Annotated in this window: 14 protein-coding genes; 11 read left to right on the forward strand and 3 right to left on the reverse strand. The window is 60.4% G+C overall.

All coding sequences use genetic code 11. The features are described 5' to 3' along the window. The first annotated feature begins 136 nt into the window (after nt 1-136). The 3 genes from EAH74_RS11220 (at nt 137) to EAH74_RS11230 (ending at nt 4,055) form a co-directional block, all read left to right on the forward strand. Nucleotides 137-2,020 carry a feruloyl-CoA synthase gene (locus EAH74_RS11220; RefSeq protein ID WP_140678317.1) on the forward strand — a complete coding sequence of 628 codons (1,884 nt, stop codon included), beginning with the start codon at nt 137-139 and terminating at the stop codon, nt 2,018-2,020. Next, nucleotides 2,017-3,258 (forward strand): thiolase family protein, encoded by a 1,242-nt coding sequence (locus EAH74_RS11225; protein ID WP_140678319.1) that lies wholly within the window; start codon nt 2,017-2,019, stop codon nt 3,256-3,258. The genes EAH74_RS11220 and EAH74_RS11225 overlap by 4 nt, the downstream gene beginning before the upstream one ends. Before the next feature lie 83 nt (nt 3,259-3,341). After that, a complete protein-coding gene (locus tag EAH74_RS11230; protein WP_140678321.1) occupies nt 3,342-4,055 on the forward strand; it encodes a GntR family transcriptional regulator in 714 nt (237 codons plus the stop codon). A 10-nt stretch (nt 4,056-4,065) separates the two neighbouring features. Here the strand turns inward: EAH74_RS11230 and EAH74_RS11235 are convergent, their stop codons facing one another. The 3 genes from EAH74_RS11235 to EAH74_RS11245 all read right to left on the reverse strand — a co-directional run bounded on the left by EAH74_RS11235 (nt 4,066) and on the right by EAH74_RS11245 (nt 8,083). Further along, on the reverse strand, nt 4,066-5,016 hold the full coding sequence (locus tag EAH74_RS11235; RefSeq protein WP_140678322.1) for a PDR/VanB family oxidoreductase: 951 nt from the start codon (nt 5,014-5,016) through the stop codon (nt 4,066-4,068). Next, the gene (locus tag EAH74_RS11240; RefSeq protein WP_140678324.1) at nt 5,013-6,059 is read right to left on the reverse strand and encodes an aromatic ring-hydroxylating oxygenase subunit alpha; all 1,047 of its coding nucleotides are present in this window, start codon (nt 6,057-6,059) and stop codon (nt 5,013-5,015) included. The genes EAH74_RS11235 and EAH74_RS11240 overlap by 4 nt, the downstream gene beginning before the upstream one ends. A 239-nt stretch (nt 6,060-6,298) precedes the next feature. Continuing rightward, nucleotides 6,299-8,083, reverse strand: coding sequence for a sigma-54-dependent Fis family transcriptional regulator (locus EAH74_RS11245; RefSeq protein ID WP_140678325.1), 1,785 nt, complete (start codon nt 8,081-8,083; stop codon nt 6,299-6,301). 293 nt (nt 8,084-8,376) lie between these two features. Between EAH74_RS11245 and EAH74_RS11250 the strand changes: the two genes are divergently transcribed. The 8 genes from EAH74_RS11250 to EAH74_RS11285 all read left to right on the forward strand — a co-directional run bounded on the left by EAH74_RS11250 (nt 8,377) and on the right by EAH74_RS11285 (nt 20,163). Beyond that, nucleotides 8,377-9,852 carry a benzaldehyde dehydrogenase gene (locus EAH74_RS11250; RefSeq protein WP_140678327.1) on the forward strand — a complete coding sequence of 492 codons (1,476 nt, stop codon included), beginning with the start codon at nt 8,377-8,379 and terminating at the stop codon, nt 9,850-9,852. Nucleotides 9,853-9,920: 68 nt separating this feature from the next. Next, nucleotides 9,921-10,688 carry a coniferyl-alcohol dehydrogenase gene (locus tag EAH74_RS11255; RefSeq protein WP_140678329.1) on the forward strand — a complete coding sequence of 256 codons (768 nt, stop codon included), beginning with the start codon at nt 9,921-9,923 and terminating at the stop codon, nt 10,686-10,688. A 101-nt stretch (nt 10,689-10,789) separates the two neighbouring features. Further along, on the forward strand, nt 10,790-12,439 hold the full coding sequence (locus tag EAH74_RS11260; protein WP_140678330.1) for a DUF1302 domain-containing protein: 1,650 nt from the start codon (nt 10,790-10,792) through the stop codon (nt 12,437-12,439). A gap of 15 nt (nt 12,440-12,454) precedes the next feature. Beyond that, the gene (locus tag EAH74_RS11265; RefSeq protein WP_140678332.1) at nt 12,455-13,816 is read left to right on the forward strand and encodes a DUF1329 domain-containing protein; all 1,362 of its coding nucleotides are present in this window, start codon (nt 12,455-12,457) and stop codon (nt 13,814-13,816) included. A gap of 69 nt (nt 13,817-13,885) precedes the next feature. Continuing rightward, entirely contained in the window at nt 13,886-14,989 is a 1,104-nt protein-coding gene (locus EAH74_RS11270) for a WD40/YVTN/BNR-like repeat-containing protein (RefSeq protein ID WP_140678333.1), read from the forward strand. Nucleotides 14,990-15,041: 52 nt separating this feature from the next. Beyond that, on the forward strand, nt 15,042-17,465 hold the full coding sequence (locus tag EAH74_RS11275) for an efflux RND transporter permease subunit (RefSeq protein WP_140678335.1): 2,424 nt from the start codon (nt 15,042-15,044) through the stop codon (nt 17,463-17,465). 126 nt (nt 17,466-17,591) lie between these two features. Further along, on the forward strand, nt 17,592-17,834 hold the full coding sequence (locus tag EAH74_RS11280) for a hypothetical protein (protein WP_240050495.1): 243 nt from the start codon (nt 17,592-17,594) through the stop codon (nt 17,832-17,834). 202 nt (nt 17,835-18,036) lie between these two features. Beyond that, nucleotides 18,037-20,163: a TonB-dependent siderophore receptor gene (locus EAH74_RS11285; protein WP_140678337.1), complete on the forward strand. Its 2,127-nt coding sequence runs from the start codon at nt 18,037-18,039 to the stop codon at nt 20,161-20,163. Nucleotides 20,164-21,207 lie beyond the last annotated feature (1,044 nt).

The following is a 21,207-nucleotide window of genomic DNA, read 5'->3' on the forward strand; positions in this document are numbered from 1 at the left end:
GGTGACGAACGTTTGAGAGCGATCGTCGCCCGCGTGCAGGCCAGACATAACAATAACGAGGCTGCAGTCGCAGGCTGCCATGCCCCGGTGAACGCATTTCTGCGAGCCGTGGTGTGCCTTGATGGAGAACAAGCACGTGAGTTCCGAATTCAGATCGCCACCCCAGAACGAAGCCAGTGCGCCGCGCTATCGCCACGTATCCATCGGCCGTCCTGCGGTCGAGGTCAGCGAAGAGCAGGGCATTTTGCACATGCGCTCCCTGGAGCCTTTGGCTGAGTTGCCCGCACGTTTGCTGGATCGCTTGGTGCATTGGGCCCAGGTGCGCCCGCAACAGACCTTTATCGCGGCTCGCCAGAACGGCGGCGACTGGCGCCGGGTGAGTTACGCCGAGATGCTGACCAGCGTCCGCGCCATTGCCCAAAGCCTGCTCAGTTATGGGCTTTCGGCCGAACGACCGCTGGCGATCCTCTCGGGCAACGATATCGAGCATTTGCAAATTGCTCTGGGCGCCATGTACGCGGGCATTCCCTATAGCCCGGTCTCACCGGCCTATTCGTTGTTGTCTCAGGATTTCGCCAAGTTGCGGCATGTCTGCGACCTGCTACAACCGGGCCTGGTGTTTGTCAGCGACGCCTCGACCTATCAGCGGGCAATCGATGCGGTGCTGTCGGCTGACACGCCGCTGATCACCGTGCATGGCCAAATACCGGGCCGGAGTCAGGTGAGCTTTGCCAGCCTGCTGGAACAGCCCGGCGGTGCCGAGGCCGATTGCGCCTTCACGGCGACCGGGCCGGACAGCATCGCCAAGTTTCTGTTTACCTCCGGCTCAACCAAGCTGCCCAAGGCGGTTGTCACCACCCAGCGCATGCTCTGCGCCAACCAACAGATGCTGTTGCAAACCTTCCCGGTATTCGGCGAAGCACCACCGGTGCTGGTGGATTGGTTGCCGTGGAATCACACCTTCGGCGGTAGCCACAACGTTGGCATCGTGCTGTACAACGGCGGCACTTTTTACCTGGACGACGGCAAGCCGACCGCCCAGGGTTTTGCCGAAACACTGCGCAACCTCAAAGAGGTATCGCCCACCGCCTACCTGACTGTGCCCAAGGGCTGGGAAGAACTGGTCAACGCCCTGGAGCAGGATGGCGAGTTGCGTGAACGTTTTTTCTCGCGCATTAAGCTGTTCTTTTTCGCCGCTGCCGGCTTATCCCAGAGGATTTGGGATCGCCTGGACCGGGTCGCCGAACAGCATTGTGGCGAACGCATTCGCATGATGGCAGGGCTCGGCATGACCGAGGCGGCACCGTCCTGCACGTTCACCACCGGGCCACTGTCCATGGCCGGTTATATCGGCCTGCCGGCTCCGGGTTGTGAAGTGCGGCTGGTGCCGGTGGACGGCAAGCTGGAAGGGCGTTTTCGCGGGCCGCACATCATGCCCGGTTACTGGCGTGCGCCGCAGCAGACCGCCGAGGTGTTCGACGAACAGGGTTTCTACTGTTCCGGCGACGCGCTGAAACTGGCCGATGCCCGCGATCCACAACTGGGGCTGATGTTCGACGGGCGCATTGCCGAGGACTTCAAACTGAGCTCCGGCGTGTTTGTCAGCGTCGGCCCGTTGCGCAATCGCGCGGTGCTCGAAGGTTCGCCCTATGTTCAGGATATGGTGGTGGCCGCGCCCGACCGCGAATGTCTAGGTGCGCTGGTCTTTCCTCGGCTGTACGAATGCCGACGTCTGGCCGGTTTGAGTGCGGACGCCAGCGATGCCGAGGTCCTGGCCAGCGTGCCGGTGCGTCAGTGGTTCGGTGATTGGCTGCAACGGCTCAACCGCGACGCCACCGGTAATGCCAGCCGCCTGGAATGGATCGCGCTGCTCGACGAGCCCGCCTCCATCGATCGGGGTGAAATCACTGACAAAGGTTCGATCAACCAGCGTGCTGTGCTGCAATGGCGGGCCGATAAGGTCGAGGCGCTGTATCGCGGAGAGGAGCCTTCCATCCTGCGTGCCGGACCATCGCAGTGAGTAGCACGGGGCAGTATTCGAGCTTTCGCGATGTGGCCATTTTCGCCGCCGTGCGCACGCCATGGGTCGACCTCGGCGGTGCATTGGCCCAGGTCTCGCCGGTCGATTTGGGGATCAAAGTGGGGCGCGAGGTTCTGGTTCGCGCCGCTATCGATCCGGCCTCGGTGGACAGCGTGCTCGCCGGCTCGATGGCTCAGGCCAGTTTCGATGCCTACTTGCTGCCGCGGCATATTGGCCTATACAGCGGCGTACCGCGAGGGGTTCCGGCGCTGGGGGTGCAGCGCATCTGCGCCACCGGTTTTGAACTCTTGCGGCAGGCCGCCAGGCAGCTCGATGATGGCGTGCAGCTGGCCTTGTGCGTAGCGGCCGAGTCCATGTCGCGCAATCCGATTGCCGCCTACGTCCATCGCAGCGGTTTCCGCCTCGGAGCCGAGGTGGCGTTCAAGGACTTTCTCTGGGAAGCTCTCCACGATCCGGCCCCGGGCATTGACATGATCGCCACCGCCGACAACCTGGCGCGGTGGCATGGCCTGGGCCGCGACGAGGTGGATCGCTTCGCCCTCGACAGCCATCAACGGGCGCTGCAGGCCCAGGCTGAGGGCTGGTTTGAGCCGGAGCTCGTGGCGCTCGGTAATGAGCGCTTTGAACTGGCCGGCTATCAATCACGGAGCATTGAGTTGCCACGGGGCGTGGACAGCGTGACACGTGATAGCCACCCGCGACCGACCGATCTGGAAGCCTTGGGCCGGTTACGGGCGGTGCATGCCGGTGGTGTGCAAACGGCCGGCAACAGTTGCGCGGTGGTCGATGGTGCGGCGGCCGCGCTGGTAGGGCGAGCGTCTTCGGCCCAGCGTCCGGTGTTGGCTCATTTGCTGGCCAGTGCCGTGGTGGGCGTGGCGCCGGAATTCATGGGCATAGGGCCGGCTCCGGCCATTCAGTTGTTACTGCAACGCAGCGGGCTGACCCTTGGCGACATCGGCCTGCTGGAAATCAACGAAGCCCAGGCCGCGCAAGTGCTGGCCGTGGTGCAGGTGCTGGAACTGGACGGCGGCCGGCTCAATCAGCGTGGCGGCTCCATCGCTTTGGGGCATCCATTGGCCGCCAGTGGATTGCGTCTGGTGCTGACCCTGGCCAGGCAACTGCGCGAAGGCAATCTGCGTTATGGCATCGCTGCCGCGTGTGTCGGCGGCGGTCAGGGCATGGCGCTGCTGATCGAGAACCCCGCGTATCAAGGCTGAGGCAGAGCCGCGCTGTCTCAGCCCAAACCTGGCGTCACGATCTTGCGTTACTATGCAGGCCCACCTTTCTGGAAGTTGCCTGGATGAGTAAGCCCGGTCAAACGGTGCTGGTCGCGTTGCGCAAGATGATCGCCTCGGGCGAGCTGGCGGCTGGCGAACGGTTGATGGAAATTCCCACCGCAGAGTTGTTTGGGGTGTCGCGGATGCCGGTACGCATGGCGTTCCGCACGCTGGAGCAGGAAGGCTTGCTGGTGCGCTTTGGCGGTCGTGGATTTCAGGTGCGCTCGGTCAGCCCCGATGACATTGCCGGGGCAGTCGAAGTACGAGGAGTCCTCGAAGGCCTTGCGGCGCGCCAGACCGCCGAGCGCGGGCTATCGAACGAGGCCCGGGCGACCCTGGAACAGTGCCTGATGCAAGGTGATCAGCTGTTCGACAAGGGCTTCGTGACCATCGAGGATCTGGAGGTCTATCACGACCTCAACATGCGATTTCATGAGGTGATCGTCGAAGGTAGCCGTAACTCGGCAATTGCCGACGCACTGGCGCGCAACGATCATTTACCCTTTGCTTCGGTGACCGCCCTGGCAGTGGACTGCAACGACATGGTCCGGGAATACCGACGTTTCAACTTCGCCCACATGCAGCACCATTCGGTGTTCGATGCCCTGGTCAATCGCCAGGGCGCACGTGCCGAAGCCATCATGCGCGAGCACGCCAACGCCACGTTGCGCTACGCCGAAATCTTCGGCTCGGCGGCGGCAGAAGAGCGGATGAAGGTTATCCTCCGCCCGGAATAGGCGCGACGCTCTAGATATCCAGCACCAGTAGCGGCGTTTTCGAACGCGAACAGCAAGGGGTGAATTGGTCGTTGCAGGCCTGTTCATCCTCGGTGAGGAACAGGTCACGATGCTCCGGCACGCCCTCCAGAACCCGAGTCAGGCAAGTGCCACAAATCCCCTGTTCGCAGGAAATGGCGATCTCGATACCCTGATTTTGCAGGACTTGCACCACGCTCTTGTCGGCTGGTACTTCGAAGACCTGACCGCTGCTGGCGACCTTGATCGAGAAACTGCCATCAGCGCGAGTGTCGACTGGGACGGCGGCGAAGTATTCACGATGCACGCAGTGTGGCTGCCAGCCCTCGGCATTGGCCGTGTCCAGGATGTGCTGCATGAAACCGCCGGGGCCGCACACGTATAAATGCACATCGTTTTGAGGTGCGGCCAAGACCTTGGCTGCGTCGAGCGCAGTCTCGGGTTCCTGATCGAAATGCAGGAACACCCGGTCGGCAAAAGGCGCGTGTTGCAGGCGTTCGACGAAGGCCGCGCGTTCCCGCGAGCGGGCGCAATAATGCAGCTCGAAATTCGCGCCGCTGTGGGCCAGGCGTTCGGCCATGCAGAGAATCGGGGTAATGCCGATACCGCCGGCGAAAAGCAGGCTGCGCCTGGCTTGATGGGCTAACGGAAACAGGTTGCGCGGCTCACTGATCGTCAGGCGCGTGCCGGGATGGATCTGCTCGTGCATGGCCAGCGAGCCGCCCCGAGAGGCCGGGTCCTTGAGCACGCCAATCACGTAGCGATGGCGTTCTTCGGGGGGGTTGCACAGGGAGTATTGTCGGATCAATCCATCGGGCAAATGCACGTCGATGTGCGCACCGGCGCTAAAGGCTGGCAACGGTCGATCATCGACACTGGCCAACTCGTAGCTGCAAATGTCCTTGGCTTCGTTATGGCGGGAAACCACCCGCACTTCGATCATGCCATTGACTCCTGCGAGGCTTGTTCCCGGGCGATCAAGCGCTCCAGTACGCGACGCGACTGCACACCGCCGGCGTCGATATTGAGTTTGAGCAAGTTGCGCTGCGGATGGCGAAGCAGGTTCTGTTGCTGACGTTCGAGCATCTCCAGGTCCTCGCTGAAGATCTTCCCCTGACCCTCGCGAATGCTCGCGGTCAAGGCTTCATCCTGCGGATTGAAGTGGCGCGCCATGCCCCAGAAGTACCAGATCGAGGTCTCGGTTTCCGGCGTAATGAAGTCGACGACGATGCTCGACGCCTTGAACTGCGGGTCTGCGTGATAACCGCCTTTGCCCGCATGAGCCACGCCGACTTCAATCAATACGTGGCTGGGCGGGGTGAAGCGGCAGATCTGCCAGCGGTCCACCGGCACATCGTCGGCCAGGTTGTTGCCGCGCAGGGCCATGCGCCAGAAAGGCGGGGCCATGATGTTTTCCATGTGGCGGGCGGTGACCACTTCGTCGCCGTCGACCGTGGTCAGCGGCGGCGCTTCGTCGATTTCCTTCTGGCCGATGCTGGACGAATGGACGTAGGTTTCGTGAGTCAGGTCCATCAGGTTGTCGATCATCAACCGGTAGTCGCACTGAATGTGGAACAGGCCACCGCCATAGGCCCATTCGTCGCTTACGGCCCATTCCAGGTGATGGATCAGCGTCGGATCTGCCAGCGCCTGATCACCAGGCCAGACCCAGATAAAGCCGTAGCGCTCGAACACGGCAAACGTCTTGTTGCACGGGAAGCCGCGAACCCGTTGTCCGGGCATTTCCACTGTTTTGCCGTCGCACCCCATCACCAGGCCGTGATAGCCGCACACCAGGTTGCCGTTTTCCACATGGCCCAGGGACAACGGTGCGCCACGGTGCGGGCAAAAGTCCTCGACCGCTGCAACCTGGTTTCCCTGGCTGCGATAGAAAACGATTTTTTCGCCGCAGATCTGCCGCCCGAGGGGGCCTTGTGCAATTTCATCGGGAGTGCAGGCGACGTACCACGTGTTTTTTGGGTACATGAGAATCCTCCAGGTCAGCGCTTGTTTTTATTATTTATGGATCCATTAAGCGATAAGCGTTTGCTGAAAGTCAATCTTGGTTAATGCATTTTAGGGCGATAATCGGGCGACAAAGCCTATTTAGTTCAGGGTGAGTCTTTTTGGAATATTATTAATGGATCCATTGTTGTGAGTTCATATAAAAAACCGCCAGCGAATGGCGGTTTTTTTGTGGCGATAAACATCGATGGTTTTGCGCTTCAGGATGACTGCTCTGCAGACGCCTGTTGGTACTTCTTCAGCCGATAGGCAAACTGCGCACGACTCAACCCCAGTAGTCGTGCAGCCGCAGCCAAATTGCCTTCGCTCTGTTGCAACGCTTCGTCGATCAAGCGCGACTCTAGGCCTTCAATGGAAAAACCTTGCTCCAGCCGGGTCAAGGTTTCCAGCAGGGCCGGGCGAGGCTGTGCGCTGGGGGGGCTCTGGTCGATGGCCGCGAGGCTGCCCTTGTCGTCCAGCGAGTACAGCTCCTGTGGTATTGGTTCATTGCGAAACAGGTGGACGAGGTCGATGGCTTGACCATCCTCGCTGGCGATCAGACCGCGCTCTACCAAGTTCTGCAGTTCCCGCACGTTGCCGGGGAAGTCGTAGCGTAGCAATGCCTTGAGCGCGCGCATGGTCAGCCCAGCGGGTTTGCGCGCGTAGTCCTGGCAGAAGCGCCGCAGGAACGCATTGACCAGTAACGGGATGTCGTCGCGTCGTTCACGCAGTGGCGGCAGGGTGATGGGGAAGACGTTCAAGCGGTAGAACAGGTCCTCACGAAAGTCTCCAGCCGCTACCGCTTTGCGCAAGTCGACGTTGGTTGCCGCCACCACCCGTACATCGACCTTGATTGGCTGACCACCACCGACTCGCTCTATCTCACGTTCCTGTAAGGCCCGCAGTAGCTTGCCTTGTCCGGGCAGGCTGAGGCTGGCGATCTCATCGAGAAACAGGGTGCCGCCGTGGGCCCGTTCGAAGCGCCCCGGGCGCGAATGGGTGGCACCGGTGTAGGCGCCGCGCTCGACACCGAACAGCTCCGCCTCGATCAGATTGTCCGGTATCGCGGCACAGTTCAGGGCCACAAAGGGCGCGTGATGGCGCGGGCTGTACTGATGCAACTGGCGGGCAAATAGCTCCTTGCCGACCCCGGATTCACCGCTGAACAGTACCGTAGCGGGGGTCGGCGCCACACGCTGCAAGGCGAGGGTGGCTGCATTGAAGGCGGCGCTGGCTCCAATAGGTTTTGGCCCGCCAGGCATTTCGCTGTCGTCATCGGGGGCGGGTGCTGGTGCTGGACGCTGCCTGGGAGCGACGCTTGATGGCGAAGCGGTGAGATAACTCAGGTCCTGTTCGACATCGCCCCATTGCTCGGCGGTCTTGCCGATCACTCGGCAGGTCTCGTGGCCCATGCCCCGGCATTCGGTTTCACGGAAGATCACCAAGCGGCCGAACAACCCGCTGACATAACCGATGGCATAGCCCAGTTCGGTCCAGCACACCGGGTCCTGGCCGATCCCGTAGGCGGCGATATGTTCGTCGGCCTCGCAGGAGTGATGCCAGAGGAATTCACCTTCGTAGAAGCCGGAGTCGGCGTCGAACTTGAAGTGCAGCGGTTCGACCTTGGTCATGCCCTCGAGGGTGTGCAGGCGAGTGCCGGCGGAGAAAATCGCCGCGGCATCGGCGTCCGGCCAACGCTCGCGGATCAGCCGTGCATCGCGTGCGCCCGACAGGTAGCCGGTGCGGGTAAACAGGCCACGGGTTTGTTCCAGGCCCTGGCGCTCGATGATCTCGCGCCGAAGTGCGCCGAAGGATGAACTGTGCAACAGCAGCATGCGCTGATCGTTGAGCCAGATGCGTCCGTCGACAGGAGAAAAAAACAGGCATTCGGTCAACTCGGCCAGGGTCGGTGAGTTGCCCTCGGCCAGTTGGGTACTGTCCCCGCGAGGCGAGAAATGCTCCTCCCGCATCGCGAGACCTGGAAACAGCGAGTGGGGGTTGTTCATTGTTATGCCCCTGAGCGCATGACTGATCGAAATGAGTAACAAGCAAAACAGTTATTAAACATAACTTTATCATTTGAACAAGCGACCCGGTGCTGGCAGCGCGTCAAGACCCGCCCCCTGAACGTTGAGTGCTCATCTTGAGCCCGCGAGCTAGACGCTTCGTCATCTAAATAATGGGTGGCGCGCAGGAAATCGGCACAGCCCTTGCTCTAGTGCTTTCACGACGCAGACGACTTCACCGCTTCAGCAAGGCGACGTCGGTCGATGACAAACACAAGAGCCGGGAGGCCGAAATGTCGGTAAGTGAATCCTCTGATTTTCTGCGGGACGAGTTGTGGAACGAGCGCATCTTCAATGGTGACTGGATACGCCCATTGGGCGGCAGCAATAGCGTACGCGAGCCATCCACCGGCGAGGTGTTGACTGTCACCGGTCTGGCCGATGCTGCGGACATCGCGTTTGCCAGTCTCAACGCTGCCCGTGTCCAGCCGGCCTGGGCGGCATTAGGGCCGCGCGAGCGGGCGGAGATCTTTCGCAAAGCCGCAGCACTGGCCCAACTACACTTTGCCGAGCTGGCGCTGTACATCGCTCGGGAAAGCGGTGGCAGTCTGTTCAAGGGTGAACATGAGGTCCGTGAGGCGATCGTCTTGCTGCATCAGGCGGCCGGACTGCTGTCGCAACCCCATGGCCTGGTTCTTCCGAGCGAGGCGGGGCGTTTGTCCTATGCACGCCGGTTGCCCCATGGCGTGGTCGGAGTGATTTCTCCGTTCAACTTTCCTCTGGTGCTCTCCCTGCGCTCGGTAGCACCCGCGCTGGCGGCTGGCAACGCCGTGGTGCTCAAGCCCGATCCGCAGACCCCGGTCAGTGGGGGCTTCATCATTGCCCGGTTATTCGAGGCGGCCGGTCTGCCCAAGGGGTTGCTGCAGGTCTTGCCGGGCGCAGCGGTGGCCGGTGAGGCGCTGTGCCGCGACCCGCATGTGCGGATGATTGCGTTCACTGGCTCCACCGCAGCGGGACGCAAAGTCGCGGAGGTGGCCGGGCGTCATCTGAAAAAAGTGGCCCTGGAGTTGGGCGGCAAGAACTCGCTGATCGTGCTCGAAGACGCCGATCTCGACCTGGCGGCCAGCAATGCCGCCTGGGGTGCCTGGCTGCATCAGGGGCAAATCTGCATGGCCACCGGACGCATCCTGGCCCACGAGTCGATCGCTGAAGAGCTGGTCCGCCGACTGGCAGAGAAAGCACGGGCGATCACCGTCGGCAATGCCGCTCGTGGCGAGGCGGTGCTGGGGCCTTTGATCAACAAACGACAGTTGCAACGTGTGCATGAAATCGTCACGGAAAGTGTAACGGCCGGGGCAATTCTGGAAGCCGGCGGTGAGTTTGAACAGCTCTTCTACCAACCTACGGTTCTTTCAGGCGTGCGTCCGGGCATGCGTGCGTTCGACGAGGAGATCTTTGGTCCGGTGGCCACGGTGGTGAGTTTTGCCAGTGACGAGGAGGCCATCGAATTGGCCAATCGCACCGAGTATGGCCTGTCCGCGGCGATCATCTCGCCTTCGGTCGGGCGCGCGATGGCGATTGGCGAGCGACTCAATTGCGGTCTGCTGCACATCAACGATCAGACGGTGGCCGACGAATGCGTCAATCCATTCGGTGGGCGTGGCAGTTCAGGAAATGCCGGCAGCGTTGGCGGCCCGGCGGACTGGGACGAGTACACCCAATGGCAATGGGTGACGGTCAAGGATAAGGCGCCGCGCTACCCATTCTGATGGGGCCAGGGCCGACGAGGGTGGTCGGTCCACCGGGCGAGTACACAAAAACAATAAGAGGACACAACATGAAACTCGACAACAAGATTGTGCTGGTGACCGGGGTCTCCTCGGGTATCGGTGCAGCCACTGCAAGCCTGCTGCGCGGCCACGGCGCCCAAGTGATTGGCGTGGATCTGAAGGCCCCGCACATGACCCTGGACGGCTTTGTCCAGGGCGATCTGAGCAGTGCCGAGAGCATCGACCGGCTGTTGCCGCAGTTACCGGCACGGATCGATAGCCTGTGCAATATCGCCGGGGTCCCGGGCACCGCGAATCCGCAACTGCTGGCGCAGGTCAATTACCTGGGGTTGCGCCACCTGAGCAGCGCGCTACTGCCGCGCATCACGGCTGGCGGCAGCATCGTCAACATCGCCTCGATCCTTGGTGCCGAATGGCCGCAACGCCTGGACCTGCACAAGGCGCTGGCGCGCATCGAAGATTTTGCCACCGCGCAAGCCTGGCTGGCTGAGCACCCGGTACCGGACGAGACCTGCTACCAGTATTTCAAGGAAGCCTTGATCGTCTGGAGCTACGTCCAGGCCCAGCCCTGGTTTCTCGAACATTCGGTGCGCATGAACAGCGTGGCGCCAGGCCCGGTTTTCACGCCGATCCTCGGCGACTTCGTAAGCATGCTCGGTGAGGCCCGGACCCAGGCTGATGCCCATCGCATGAAACGCCCCGGTTATGCCGACGAGGTGGCGTCGGTGATCGCTTTCCTGTGTGCCGACGAGTCGCGCTGGATCAGCGGCGTCAACCTGGCAGTCGATGGCGGATTGGCTTCCACCTACATCTGAAACGCACACCCGTAGACAGCGGCGCAAGCCGCTACCCGAGCGTGTTGGCTGGCGCCATGCGTGCAAAGCCATGCCAAAAATAAAAATAATGAGGAGCGTCCATGGACAACGTTAAACGTTGCTTTCGTTTCAAGTACTGCGCCTTGTTTCTGGCGTTATGCAGCGCAGGCGTGATGGTCGAAAGGGTCGAGGCCGTGCAAATGGACCTCGGTGATTCCGATTGGAAACTGCGTTGGGACAACACCATCAAATACAGCCAGGCCTGGCGTCTACAGGGTCAGGACAGCCGTTTGGTCAACGCGCCGACCGCCAACGGCCTGTATCCCTCGATCCAGAGTCAGGGCGATAAAAACTTCAGTAGCGGTCTGGTCTCCAACCGTCTGGACCTGTTTTCCGAAATGGACCTCAGTCGGCAAAACTACGGGCTGCGTGTGAGTGGCGCAGCTTGGTACGACGATATCTACAACAAGGACACCGACAGCAGCGAGCAAACGCATTTCCTCAGCGAGACCCGTAAGCTTCATGGCCGCGACGGCGAAATCCTCGACGCCTTTGTGTTCCTGCGCGGTGACCTCGGCGAAGACTCCCAGGGCGTGGTGCGGCTGGGCCGGCACAGCCTGATCTATGGTGAAAGCCTGTTCTACGGCGGCAACGGGATTGCCAATGCCCAGGGCCCGACCGACGTGGTCAAGTTGCTCAGCGTGCCGGGGACCCAGTTCAAGGAGATCCTGCGTCCGGTCAATCAGATCTCCGGGCAGTTGCAGATCAACCCGCAGCTGTCGGTGGGCGCCTACTACCAGTTCGAGTGGGAGCGTTCCAACCTGCCCGGTGCCGGCAGCTACCTGAGCGACGTCGATGCCATCGGCTACGGCAGCGGTTCGCTGCGCGAGGTGTTTGGTAACGACACCGTGAATGGCGGCGATCTGAAACCGAGGAACTCGGGGCAGGGCGGTATGCAGATTCGCTTCAAACCGACCGGGACCGAACTGGAACTGGGTTTTTACGCTGCGCAGTATCACGACAAAACCCCGATTGGGCTGTACGCCTACCTCGACGGCGCAGCGGCGGCGGCCACCGGGTTGCCGATCCTGAGTTCTTATCGTCAGGTCTACGCCGAAGATATCAAGACGGCTGGCGTCAGCTTCTCCACCGCCTATGGCCCGTTCAACTTTGCCGGTGAAACCTCCGTGCGCTGGAATGCGCCGCTGGTGAGCAATCTACAAGTGGTGACACCGGGCACGGATGCAGATGGCGGCGACAACTCGCTGTTTGCTCGGGGCAAAACCGCGCACGCCAACCTGTCGGCGATTTACCTGTTATCACCGACGGCTTTCTGGGACGGCGGCTCGGCACTGGCCGAACTGGCCTGGAACCGAACCCTGAGCGTCACCGAGAACGCCGCGGCTCTGGATTCCAACACGACCCGCGATGCCACGGCATTGCGCGTGTTGGTGGAGCCGGCGTACTTCCAGATTGTCGACGGGATCGACCTGACCGTGCCGATCGGCATGGGCGTGGTGCTCGATGGGCGCTCTTCGGCCGTTAACAAATCGGGCTTCGGCAATACCCATTCCGGCGACTGGAGTGTCGGGCTCAAGGCCACTTATCTGCAGCGCTGGGATGTTGGCCTCAACTACGTGAACTTCTTCGGTGCGCCAAAAGCCGGGCTGCGCGAGGACGGGAATTTCAGCTACGGGCAGTCGCTGGCCGACCGCGACTTCGTCTCGCTCTACGTGAAAACCTCATTCTAATAAGGTGGATTCGCCATGCAGAACAAAGCATTTCTCAACACGTGCGTCCTCACCCTGGCCCTTGCCGGCATGAGTCTGACACAGGCAGCGGTGTCGCCCGAACAGGCGGCCCGTTTGAAGTCCGAATTGACACCCCTTGGCGGCGAGCGCGCCGGCAACGCCGATGGCAGCATCCCGGCCTGGGATGGCGGCTACACCAAGGTCGCGCCGGGCTACAAGGCGGGTGATAAACGTCCCGATCCATTCGCCGGCGAGAAACCGCTGTACTCGATCAAGGCCTCGAACATGGAGCAGTACGCCAGCGAGCTGGCCGAAGGTACCAAGGTTCTGTTGAAGAAATACCCGGACTACCGGCTGGACGTTTACCCGACCCATCGCTCGGCAGCAGCCCCGCAATGGGTCTATGACAACACCGCCAAGAATGCCCTCCGCGCCACGCTGGACGTTGAGACCGAGAAAGTCGCCAGCGCCTACGGCGGCATCCCGTTCCCGATTCCGGACAACGGCGCGCAAGTCCTGTGGAACTACCGGCTGTCCTGGCAGGGCGGCGATACCATCAGCTCGCCTTTCGACACTTGGCTGATGACGGCGGGCGGCAAGAAAGTCCAGGCGACCCGTGCCCAGTACACCTACCAGTTTCCCTACTACGTCGAAAACGGCAGCCCGGAGAATTTTTCCGGCAAATACCTGATTGGCAAACTGTTGACCGAACTGCCGTCGTCGAAGGCCGGCGAAGGCCTGATGACCCATTGGGACCTGGACCCGGCCAACCGTGCGGCCTGGCAGTACCTGGTTGGCCAGCGTCGTGTGCGCCGGGCGCCGAACATCGCCTACGACACCCCGGACTTCGTCACCTCCGGGGTCGGTCTGTTCGACGAAGCGTTCATGCTGTTCGGGCCGACCGATCGCTACGACCTCAAGCTGATGGGCAAGAAAGAACTGATCGTCGCCTACAACAACAACCGCGCCGGTCTTGCCAAGAGCGACGATTTGGTCAAACAGAACTTCCTCAATCCCGATCTGGTGCGCTGGGAGAAACATCGGGTCTGGGTGGTCGAGGCCACGCTTAAATCCGGCAAACGCCATGTGGTGCCGCGTCGGACCTACTACGTCGACGAGGACTCCTGGCAGATCCTGATGGCCGACGGGTATGACGCCCAAGGCAAACTGGGGCGCCAGATGTATTCGCTGACGCTGTTGGCACCGGACCTGCCGGCGCTCACTGCACAGGTCATGTGGGGCAGTTACAACCTCGACACCGGCGCCTACTTCCTCAACTCATCGAGCAATGACCTGGCGGTTCAGTACCAGAAAGTCGCGAAGCCTTCGGCCTCGTACTTCACGCCGGATGCCATGGCCAACGAAAACATGCGTTGAACCCTGAGTGGCTGTGGCGGGCGAAAAGCTCGTCACGGTCGCTGGAAATTTTCCGAGCGGAATAAAGACATGAACATCGAAAAATTCTTAGCACGCTGCGGCCTGCGACGGGGCGCATGTGCCCTGGCGTTGTGCCTGATGGCGAGCACGTCCGTGGGCACGCAGGCCGCAACGTTAGCGGTATTGCAGCAGCCGGCATTGCCGACCGCCAAGGCCCAACGCGCGGTAATGCTCGGGTTGGCACGGGCCGGGGAGCGTTTGGTGGCGGTCGGAGAGCGGGGCATCGTGCTGCTCTCGGACGACTCGGGGAAAAGTTGGCGCCAAGCCAGTGTGCCGGTCAACGTCAGCCTGACAGCAGTGCAATTCGTCGACGCCGAGCAGGGGTGGGCGGTGGGGCATCTGGGTGTCGTACTGCACAGCGAGGACGGCGGTGAAACCTGGCACAAACAGCTCGACGGTGAAGGTGCCGCCAAGCTGGCGGTGCAGGTGGCACAGCGCAATGCCGAACAACCGGGCGGTGCCAGCAATCTGGAACAGGCGCGGCATTTATTGAGCGATGGACCGGACAAGCCGTTTCTCGACCTGTACTTCAGTGACCGGCTGCATGGCTACATCGTGGGTGCCTACAACCAGATCTACCGCACTGACGACGGCGGGCAAAACTGGCGGCCGTGGATGCAGCATGTGGACAACCCGCAGGGCCTGAACCTGTATGGCATCCGTGCCTCGGGCACTGACCTGCTGCTGGTGGGGGAGCGCGGTTTGCTGTTGCGTTCGAGCGATGCCGGGCATTCGTTCCAGGCCTTGAAATCACCTTATGACGGCAGCTTTTTCGGTCTGCTCGGCACCCGTGACGGAGCCTTGATTGCCTATGGTTTGCGCGGCAATGCCTGGTGGTCCGATGACCGTGGCAACCGTTGGCGGCGCCTCGACACTGGCGTCGACTCAACGCTGGCGAGCGCCATCGAACTGAGTGACGGCAGCCTGCTGATGGCCAGCCAGAGCGGTGAACTTTTGTTCAGCCATGACAAGGGTCGCAGCTTCGACAAACGTCAGAGCCGCAGCGGCGCGACGGTCGCGGCCCTGCAACAGGCGGCCGACGGCAGTCTGGCCAGCGTCGGTTTGAGTGGCGTGGCCGCTGACCAGGATCCGCGGGCATCCGGCAAACCTTGAAACTTCACGGTGTAGCGCTATCGGGCCGAGGCCCGTGCAACAGGAGTCAGACTTGAAAGACGACAAAACCCAAACCGTGATCGGCCGCCTGGAAAACTTTGATCAGGCTTCGGGCAACTTCGCTGAGCGGGCGATCTTCAACCATCGACCGCTGGTGATCCTGCTGTGCCTGTTGGTGACTCTGCTACTCGGCTGGCAAGCCACGCGCATTGGCATCAACGCCAGCTATGAGAAGACCATCCCGACCGGTCACCCCTATGTCGCCAACTTCCTGGAGAATCGCAGCGAGTTGAGCGGCCTGGGCAACTCGCTGCGCATCGCCGTTGAAGTCAGGCAGGGCAGCATATTCACCAAGGACTACCTCGACACCCTGGCCAGGCTCAACGACGAGCTCTATCTGCTGCCGGGTGTCGACCGGCCTTACATGAAGTCGTTATGGACCCCGACCACGCGCTGGACCGCGGTGACGGAAGAGGGCCTCGATGGCGGTACGGTGATCCCCGACGACTACGATGGTTCTGCCGCCAGTATCGAACAGGTGCGGACCAACGTCGCCCGTTCTGGCGAGGTCGGCCAGTTGGTGGCCGGCAACGTCAAGTCCAGTGTGATCTTCGTGCCCTTGCTCGAAATCAGTCCGCAGACCGGAAAAGCCCTGGACTACGGCGAGTTTTCCCGGCAACTGGAAGCCCTGCGGGACAAGTACCAGACCGATGATCTGCGGATTCACATCACCGGTTTCACCAAAATTGTCGGTGATCTGATCGAGGGGTTGACCCAGGTACTGCTGTTCTTCGTGGTGGCGGTACTGGTGACCGTGGTGGTGCTCTATGGCTACACCCGATGCGCGCGCAGCACCTTGGTGGTGGTGACGTGTTCATTGGTGGCGGTGCTCTGGCAGCTCGGTCTGCTCGCCATTCTCGGTTATGAGCTGGACCCTTACTCGGCGTTGGTGCCGTTTCTGGTGTTCGCCATCGGCATGAGCCATGGCGCACAGAAGATGAACGGCATCATGCAGGACGTCGGTCGCGGCACCCACCGGGTGGTGGCCGCGCGTTATACCTTTCGCCGATTGTTCGCCGCCGGCATGACTGCGTTGCTCTGTGATGCGGTGGGCTTCGCGGTGTTGCTGCTGATCAATATCCGGGTGATCCAGGACCTGGCGATCACCGCCAGCCTAGGTGTGGCGGTGCTGATCTTCACCAACCTGATTCTGCTGCCGATCCTGCTCAGCTATATCGGTGTCAGCCCGGCAGCGGCGCAACGCAGCCTGAGCTCGGAAACCGCCGAGCTGCAGGCGCAGATCAAGCATCCGTTGTGGCGTTTTCTCGATCTGTTCACTCAGCGGCGCTGGGCCATTGGCGCCATGCTGGGCGGCCTGCTTCTGGCAGCGTTCGGTTTTGCCGTGAGCCTGCACCTGAAAATTGGCGATCTTGATCCCGGCGCTCCGGAGCTGCGATCCGACTCGCGCTACAACCGCGACGCACAATTCATGACCCGCAACTATGCGGCCAGCTCGGATATTTTCGTGGTCATGATCAAAACCCCGGAAGATCAGTGCACGCGTTACGCCAGTCTGTCCGCGGTGGATGCGCTGGCCTGGCGACTGGAGCAATTACCGGGAGTCGAGTCGACCACCTCCATGGCGGCGCTGAGCAAGATCGCCACGGTCGGTTACAACGAAGGTAACTTCAAATGGTATGAGCTGATCCCCAATGACGGCGCGTTGGGTGCGGTGCAGACCCGCGCGCCGCGGGAGCTGTTCAATCAAGGTTGCTCGATGCTGTCGCTGTACGTTTACCTGGCCGATCACAAGGCAGATACCCTAAATCGGGTAGTGGAGGCCAGCGAGAAATTTATCGCTGAGCATCAGGTGCCAGAGGTCAAATTCATGTTGGCCGCAGGCAGTGCTGGGATCGAAGCCGCGACCAATATCGTGGTGAAAAAATCCATGAATGAGATGCTGTTCTGGGTCTACGGTGCGGTCAGCCTGTTATGCCTGCTGACCTTCCGCAGTTGGCGCGCCACCCTCTGCGCAATGCTGCCGCTGATGCTCACCTCGATTCTTTGCGAGGCGTTGATGGTGAGTCTGGGCATGGGCGTGAAAGTCGCGACACTGCCGGTGATCGCACTCGGCGTGGGTATCGGCGTTGACTACGCGCTCTATGTGTTGAGCGTGATCCTGGCTCGAATGCGTGCCGGCGATACCCTGGCCCAAGCGTATTACCAGTCGCTGCTGTTCACCGGCAAAGTGGTCTTGCTGACCGGCATGACACTGGCGGTCGCGGTGTCGACCTGGGCTTTATCACCGATCAAGTTCCAGGCGGACATGGGCATCCTGCTGGCCTTCATGTTCCTGGTGAACATGCTCGGCGCGTTGATCCTGCTGCCGGCACTGGCCTGGCTGTTGCTGCCGCAGAGGGTCTTCGCAAAAAAGCCTGAAGCGAGGCTGCTTGCGCAGTTAGTCAAGGAGAGCTGAAGGGCTTGGCAAGGAGGCACACCGCGACAACGCCCCGGGTAAATCCGCAGCGTTGTCGCGGTCGGTGCCGCAGCGAGAACTGCCCCGACCCAGGCGCCAACGGCTGGCGAGTATGAGAACGAAGGCATGGGCTATTCGATTCTTGCCCACGCCGCAGTCCAGGAGGATATCGCCAATGGCATTCTGGTGGGGCATGCCATTGAGAGACCCGGCATCCGGTCTACCGTTTCGCTCACTACGCTCAGGGAGCGCAGAAACAGTCGCCTGGCGTTGAGTTGGGAAAAAATTCTGTTGGAAACTTTAGAAGAGCTTGTGACGGTTGGAGCCTGGAAGGAGGCTACTCTTTGGCTTGGTAGAGAGGGTGCGTGAGAGAGCATCACGTAAGCATCGTAGCGAAAATTCAGTGGATGGCGCACCGCTTGTTTCGCCCATTCTCCGAATGACGTGATGAGTTGTCCATAGGCGTTAATGGGAATAAGTTTTAATTGCGAATGGTTTTGTATAGCATGCACGGGTCTTTATTGGCGTTTTTACCCTGTGCATTGGCCTATTCGTAAAGGTTTTCCTCTCCATGCGTCGAACCCTGTTTTCCATTTGTGTACTGCAAGCGTTGTCGTCTTCCTCATGGGCTGAACAAACGGATGTAGCCCCCTCAACGCTTGAGCTGGACGCCACCGATGTTATCGGTACCGCGAGTTACGAAAGGGCGGACGGGCCGGTTCAGGGTTATCGGGCAACGCGCTCGGCCAGCGCCACGCGCACCGACACGTCGATCCATGAAACCCCGCAATCGATCAGTGTGGTCTCGAAGGACGCGGTCGAGGATCTCGGAGCGACCCGTTTGCAGGAAGCGCTGGACTACGCCGGGGGCGTGGGGCGGGCGAACAATTTTGGTGGGCAGGGCCTGACCACATTTACAGTTCGTGGCTTCACCACTGGCGAGTTTTACCGCAACGGTTTTCCGATAAACCGCGGCTACCCGAACATGCCGGATGCCAACTCTATCGAGCGCCTCGAAGTGCTGCGCGGCCCGGCAACCTTGCTCTACGGTCGAGGTGATCCTGGCGGGACGTTTAACGTAGTTTCCAAACAGCCGCTACCCGAGCGCACCGTCATCTTGGGCAGTCAATTGAACGATCAGGGCATGAAGCGCGGCACGCTGGACGCTTCCGGCCCGCTCGACGAAGAAGGCCGCCTGGCTTATCGACTGAACGTAGTGGGCGAGGGCGGCGACACCTTCCGCGATCACGTCGAAACCGAACGCTACGGTATCACTCCTGTTCTGACGTGGCAGGCAACCGATGCGACCAAGCTCATTTTCGAAGGCGATTTCATACGCAACAACGCGCCTCTGGATCGAGGCGTTACGCGTTACGCCAGACAGATTGGCACCGCCTCCCGCGACAGTTTTTTCGGCGAAAAAGACGTTGGCAAATTGCACAACGACAACAACATGGCGCAACTGCGTTTCGAACACATGCTCAATGACGACTGGACGCTGGGGGGCGGCTTCCAGTGGCTTGATGGTTCGCTCAAGGGCAACGCGGTCGAGGCCAACGGTATTGCCGATGACGGCCGCACCTTGGGGCGCAACTTCAACTATCGCAAACTGGAGTGGACCGACAAGGACACCCAACTCAATTTGACCGGCCATTTCGATACCGCTGGTTTGCAGCACACTTTGCTCACTGGTATCGAGTACGAAGATTACGACTACAAGTCGATCATTCAACGCTCCAGCGGTGCTGTCGGCGCGTACCCGATCGACATCTTCGATCCGGTGTACGGCCAGCCGCGTCCGGCGCTGACTCGAACGCCGACTCATGACAAGGAAAACCTCAAGACGTATGCCGCGTTCGTGCAGGATCAGGTGGCACTGACCGACAAACTGAAAGTGCTGGCAGGGGCGCGTTTCGAACGTTTCGAACATGACTACGAAACCTACGTGCCGGGCGGCAAGAGCTGGCAGGCCAGTGACAACGCGGTGACCCCGCGCATTGGCGTGACCTACGATTTGACCGAGACATTAGCGGTCTACGCCGACACCGCGCGATCGTTCAAGCCCAACACCGGCGCAAGCCGTCTCGGCGGTGGGTTTGCGCCGGAGAAGGGCAAGTCTTACGAAATGGGTATCAAGTGGGAAGCACTGGATGAGCAGTTGAGTGTCGATGCGGCGATCTATCAGATCGAGAAGCGTAACGTTTTGACCTCCGATCCCGTTGATTCGACCTTCAGCGTTGCTGCCGGTGAAGTGCGAAGCCGCGGTTTCGACGTCAACGTCGCCGGTAACCTCACCCCCGAATGGCGCGTGATCGGCGGCTACGCCTATGTTGATGCCGCGGTGACCAAAGATAACGTGCTGCGCTCTGGCACGCGCCTGCTGAACATCCCGAAAAACAGCTTCAGCCTGCTCAATATGTATGAGTTCCAGGACGGCACCCTCAAGGGACTTGGCCTGGGCACCGGACTCAAGTACGTCGACGAGCGCGCTGGGCAAACCGCCAACACCGCGTTTTCGATGGGCAGCTACACCGTCGTCGACTTGCTCAGCTTCTACAAGATCAATGACAAGGTGCGGCTCAATCTCGACGTGAAAAACCTGTTTGATCGCGATTACGAAGAAGGCGCGTTCGGCAACGTATACGCCTATCCGGGTGCGCCACGAACCGTGCAAGTCGGTATTTCCTACACCTTGTAACGCGCCTTGCTGGCGCACGCTGCGCTTGCTCGATGAGGTCGGATACGCCGCTCTCTATCTTCATTGGTATTCCGGTCCAGGTGTCTGGATCTGGCCCTGTCGAGCGATCAGTATGTCGAAATCAGACTTAAACATGTAGTGAGCAGGTTATACGGATTTAAGACGAGTCCCGTACGGTTGCGCATAAATTTGTCGCCGTGTGGTCGTAGTCTCCCTGGAGCTGGGTGTTCGTGCCCCAGGCCGAAATAACCGATCGCTTTAGTGCGCTAGTTAAAGCTGGCGGCGGAAAGTCGATGAAAGTTCGATACTGGTAAGAAATGGCGAATCAACCAGACCCCGAGTCATGCATGTTGCACCGTGAGGTGCAGGGTGAAGCGTTGACAGGGGAAACCGATGGGCCAGCCATTGAGCCGCATAATCAGGAATCCAGGATGTCGATGCTGTTAAGCGAAACAGAAGGCAATTCGGAGCATGGCGTTAACCGGCCAGCAGATTGCCAGGTTTTCACACAGTCTGTACTGAGCGGCGTTTTTGTTTGCGCGTAGTTTGTTGGGCTGCGTCGAAAGAGAGATCACAACCTCTGTTTCCGTTCCGGCGCTTCCTGCGGAAGCTGCCTCTAAACCCGTTCTTCAGGCCTGTAGGTGTAGGCAAGAGACCATTCGAAAAGTTAGGCGCTGGTCGAAAAGCAATACTTCATCCAGGGTGTGGGTTGAAGTGTGGGCTGGCAGGTTTTTTCTAAAAGCCAGAAACGACAAAGCCCTGAAAAATCAAGCCCCTGTCGTATATAAGATGGCAGAGGCGATGACATCTCTTATTGTGTCTCAAGTCCTCCAAATCATCCTGGTGTATCAAGATATCAATGAGCTTGTCGCCCAACAGGTTCCAACTGCGAGCCGTTTCTGTTTCATGGGGTGCTCTACTGCGCTCCAGTCGTACCATTGGAAAAGTCCACTTACCGAAGGACCCTTCCGCGTGGATGACCACACCCGAATTTTCCATGGCGATTACTCGGTGGAATCCGGTAGCAACGCTCATTACTGAGTC

Origin of the sequence: Pseudomonas mandelii (genome assembly GCF_006438925.1) — a bacterium.
Lineage (GTDB): Bacteria > Pseudomonadota > Gammaproteobacteria > Pseudomonadales > Pseudomonadaceae > Aquipseudomonas > Aquipseudomonas mandelii_C.

What these genes read in the sequence shown, in the direction of transcription:
- EAH74_RS11230 (WP_140678321.1), top strand. Translation starts at nt 3,342, where the DNA reads ATGAGTAAGCCCGGTCAAACGGTGCTGGTCGCGTTGCGCAAGATGATC.
- EAH74_RS11235 (WP_140678322.1), bottom strand. Translation starts at nt 5,016, where the DNA reads ATGATCGAAGTGCGGGTGGTTTCCCGCCATAACGAAGCCAAGGACATT.
- EAH74_RS11240 (WP_140678324.1), bottom strand. Translation starts at nt 6,059, where the DNA reads ATGTACCCAAAAAACACGTGGTACGTCGCCTGCACTCCCGATGAAATT.
- EAH74_RS11245 (WP_140678325.1), bottom strand. Translation starts at nt 8,083, where the DNA reads ATGAACAACCCCCACTCGCTGTTTCCAGGTCTCGCGATGCGGGAGGAG.
- EAH74_RS11250 (WP_140678327.1), top strand. Translation starts at nt 8,377, where the DNA reads ATGTCGGTAAGTGAATCCTCTGATTTTCTGCGGGACGAGTTGTGGAAC.
- EAH74_RS11255 (WP_140678329.1), top strand. Translation starts at nt 9,921, where the DNA reads ATGAAACTCGACAACAAGATTGTGCTGGTGACCGGGGTCTCCTCGGGT.
- EAH74_RS11260 (WP_140678330.1), top strand. Translation starts at nt 10,790, where the DNA reads ATGGACAACGTTAAACGTTGCTTTCGTTTCAAGTACTGCGCCTTGTTT.
- EAH74_RS11265 (WP_140678332.1), top strand. Translation starts at nt 12,455, where the DNA reads ATGCAGAACAAAGCATTTCTCAACACGTGCGTCCTCACCCTGGCCCTT.
- EAH74_RS11270 (WP_140678333.1), top strand. Translation starts at nt 13,886, where the DNA reads ATGAACATCGAAAAATTCTTAGCACGCTGCGGCCTGCGACGGGGCGCA.
- EAH74_RS11280 (WP_240050495.1), top strand. Translation starts at nt 17,592, where the DNA reads ATGGGCTATTCGATTCTTGCCCACGCCGCAGTCCAGGAGGATATCGCC.
- EAH74_RS11285 (WP_140678337.1), top strand. Translation starts at nt 18,037, where the DNA reads ATGCGTCGAACCCTGTTTTCCATTTGTGTACTGCAAGCGTTGTCGTCT.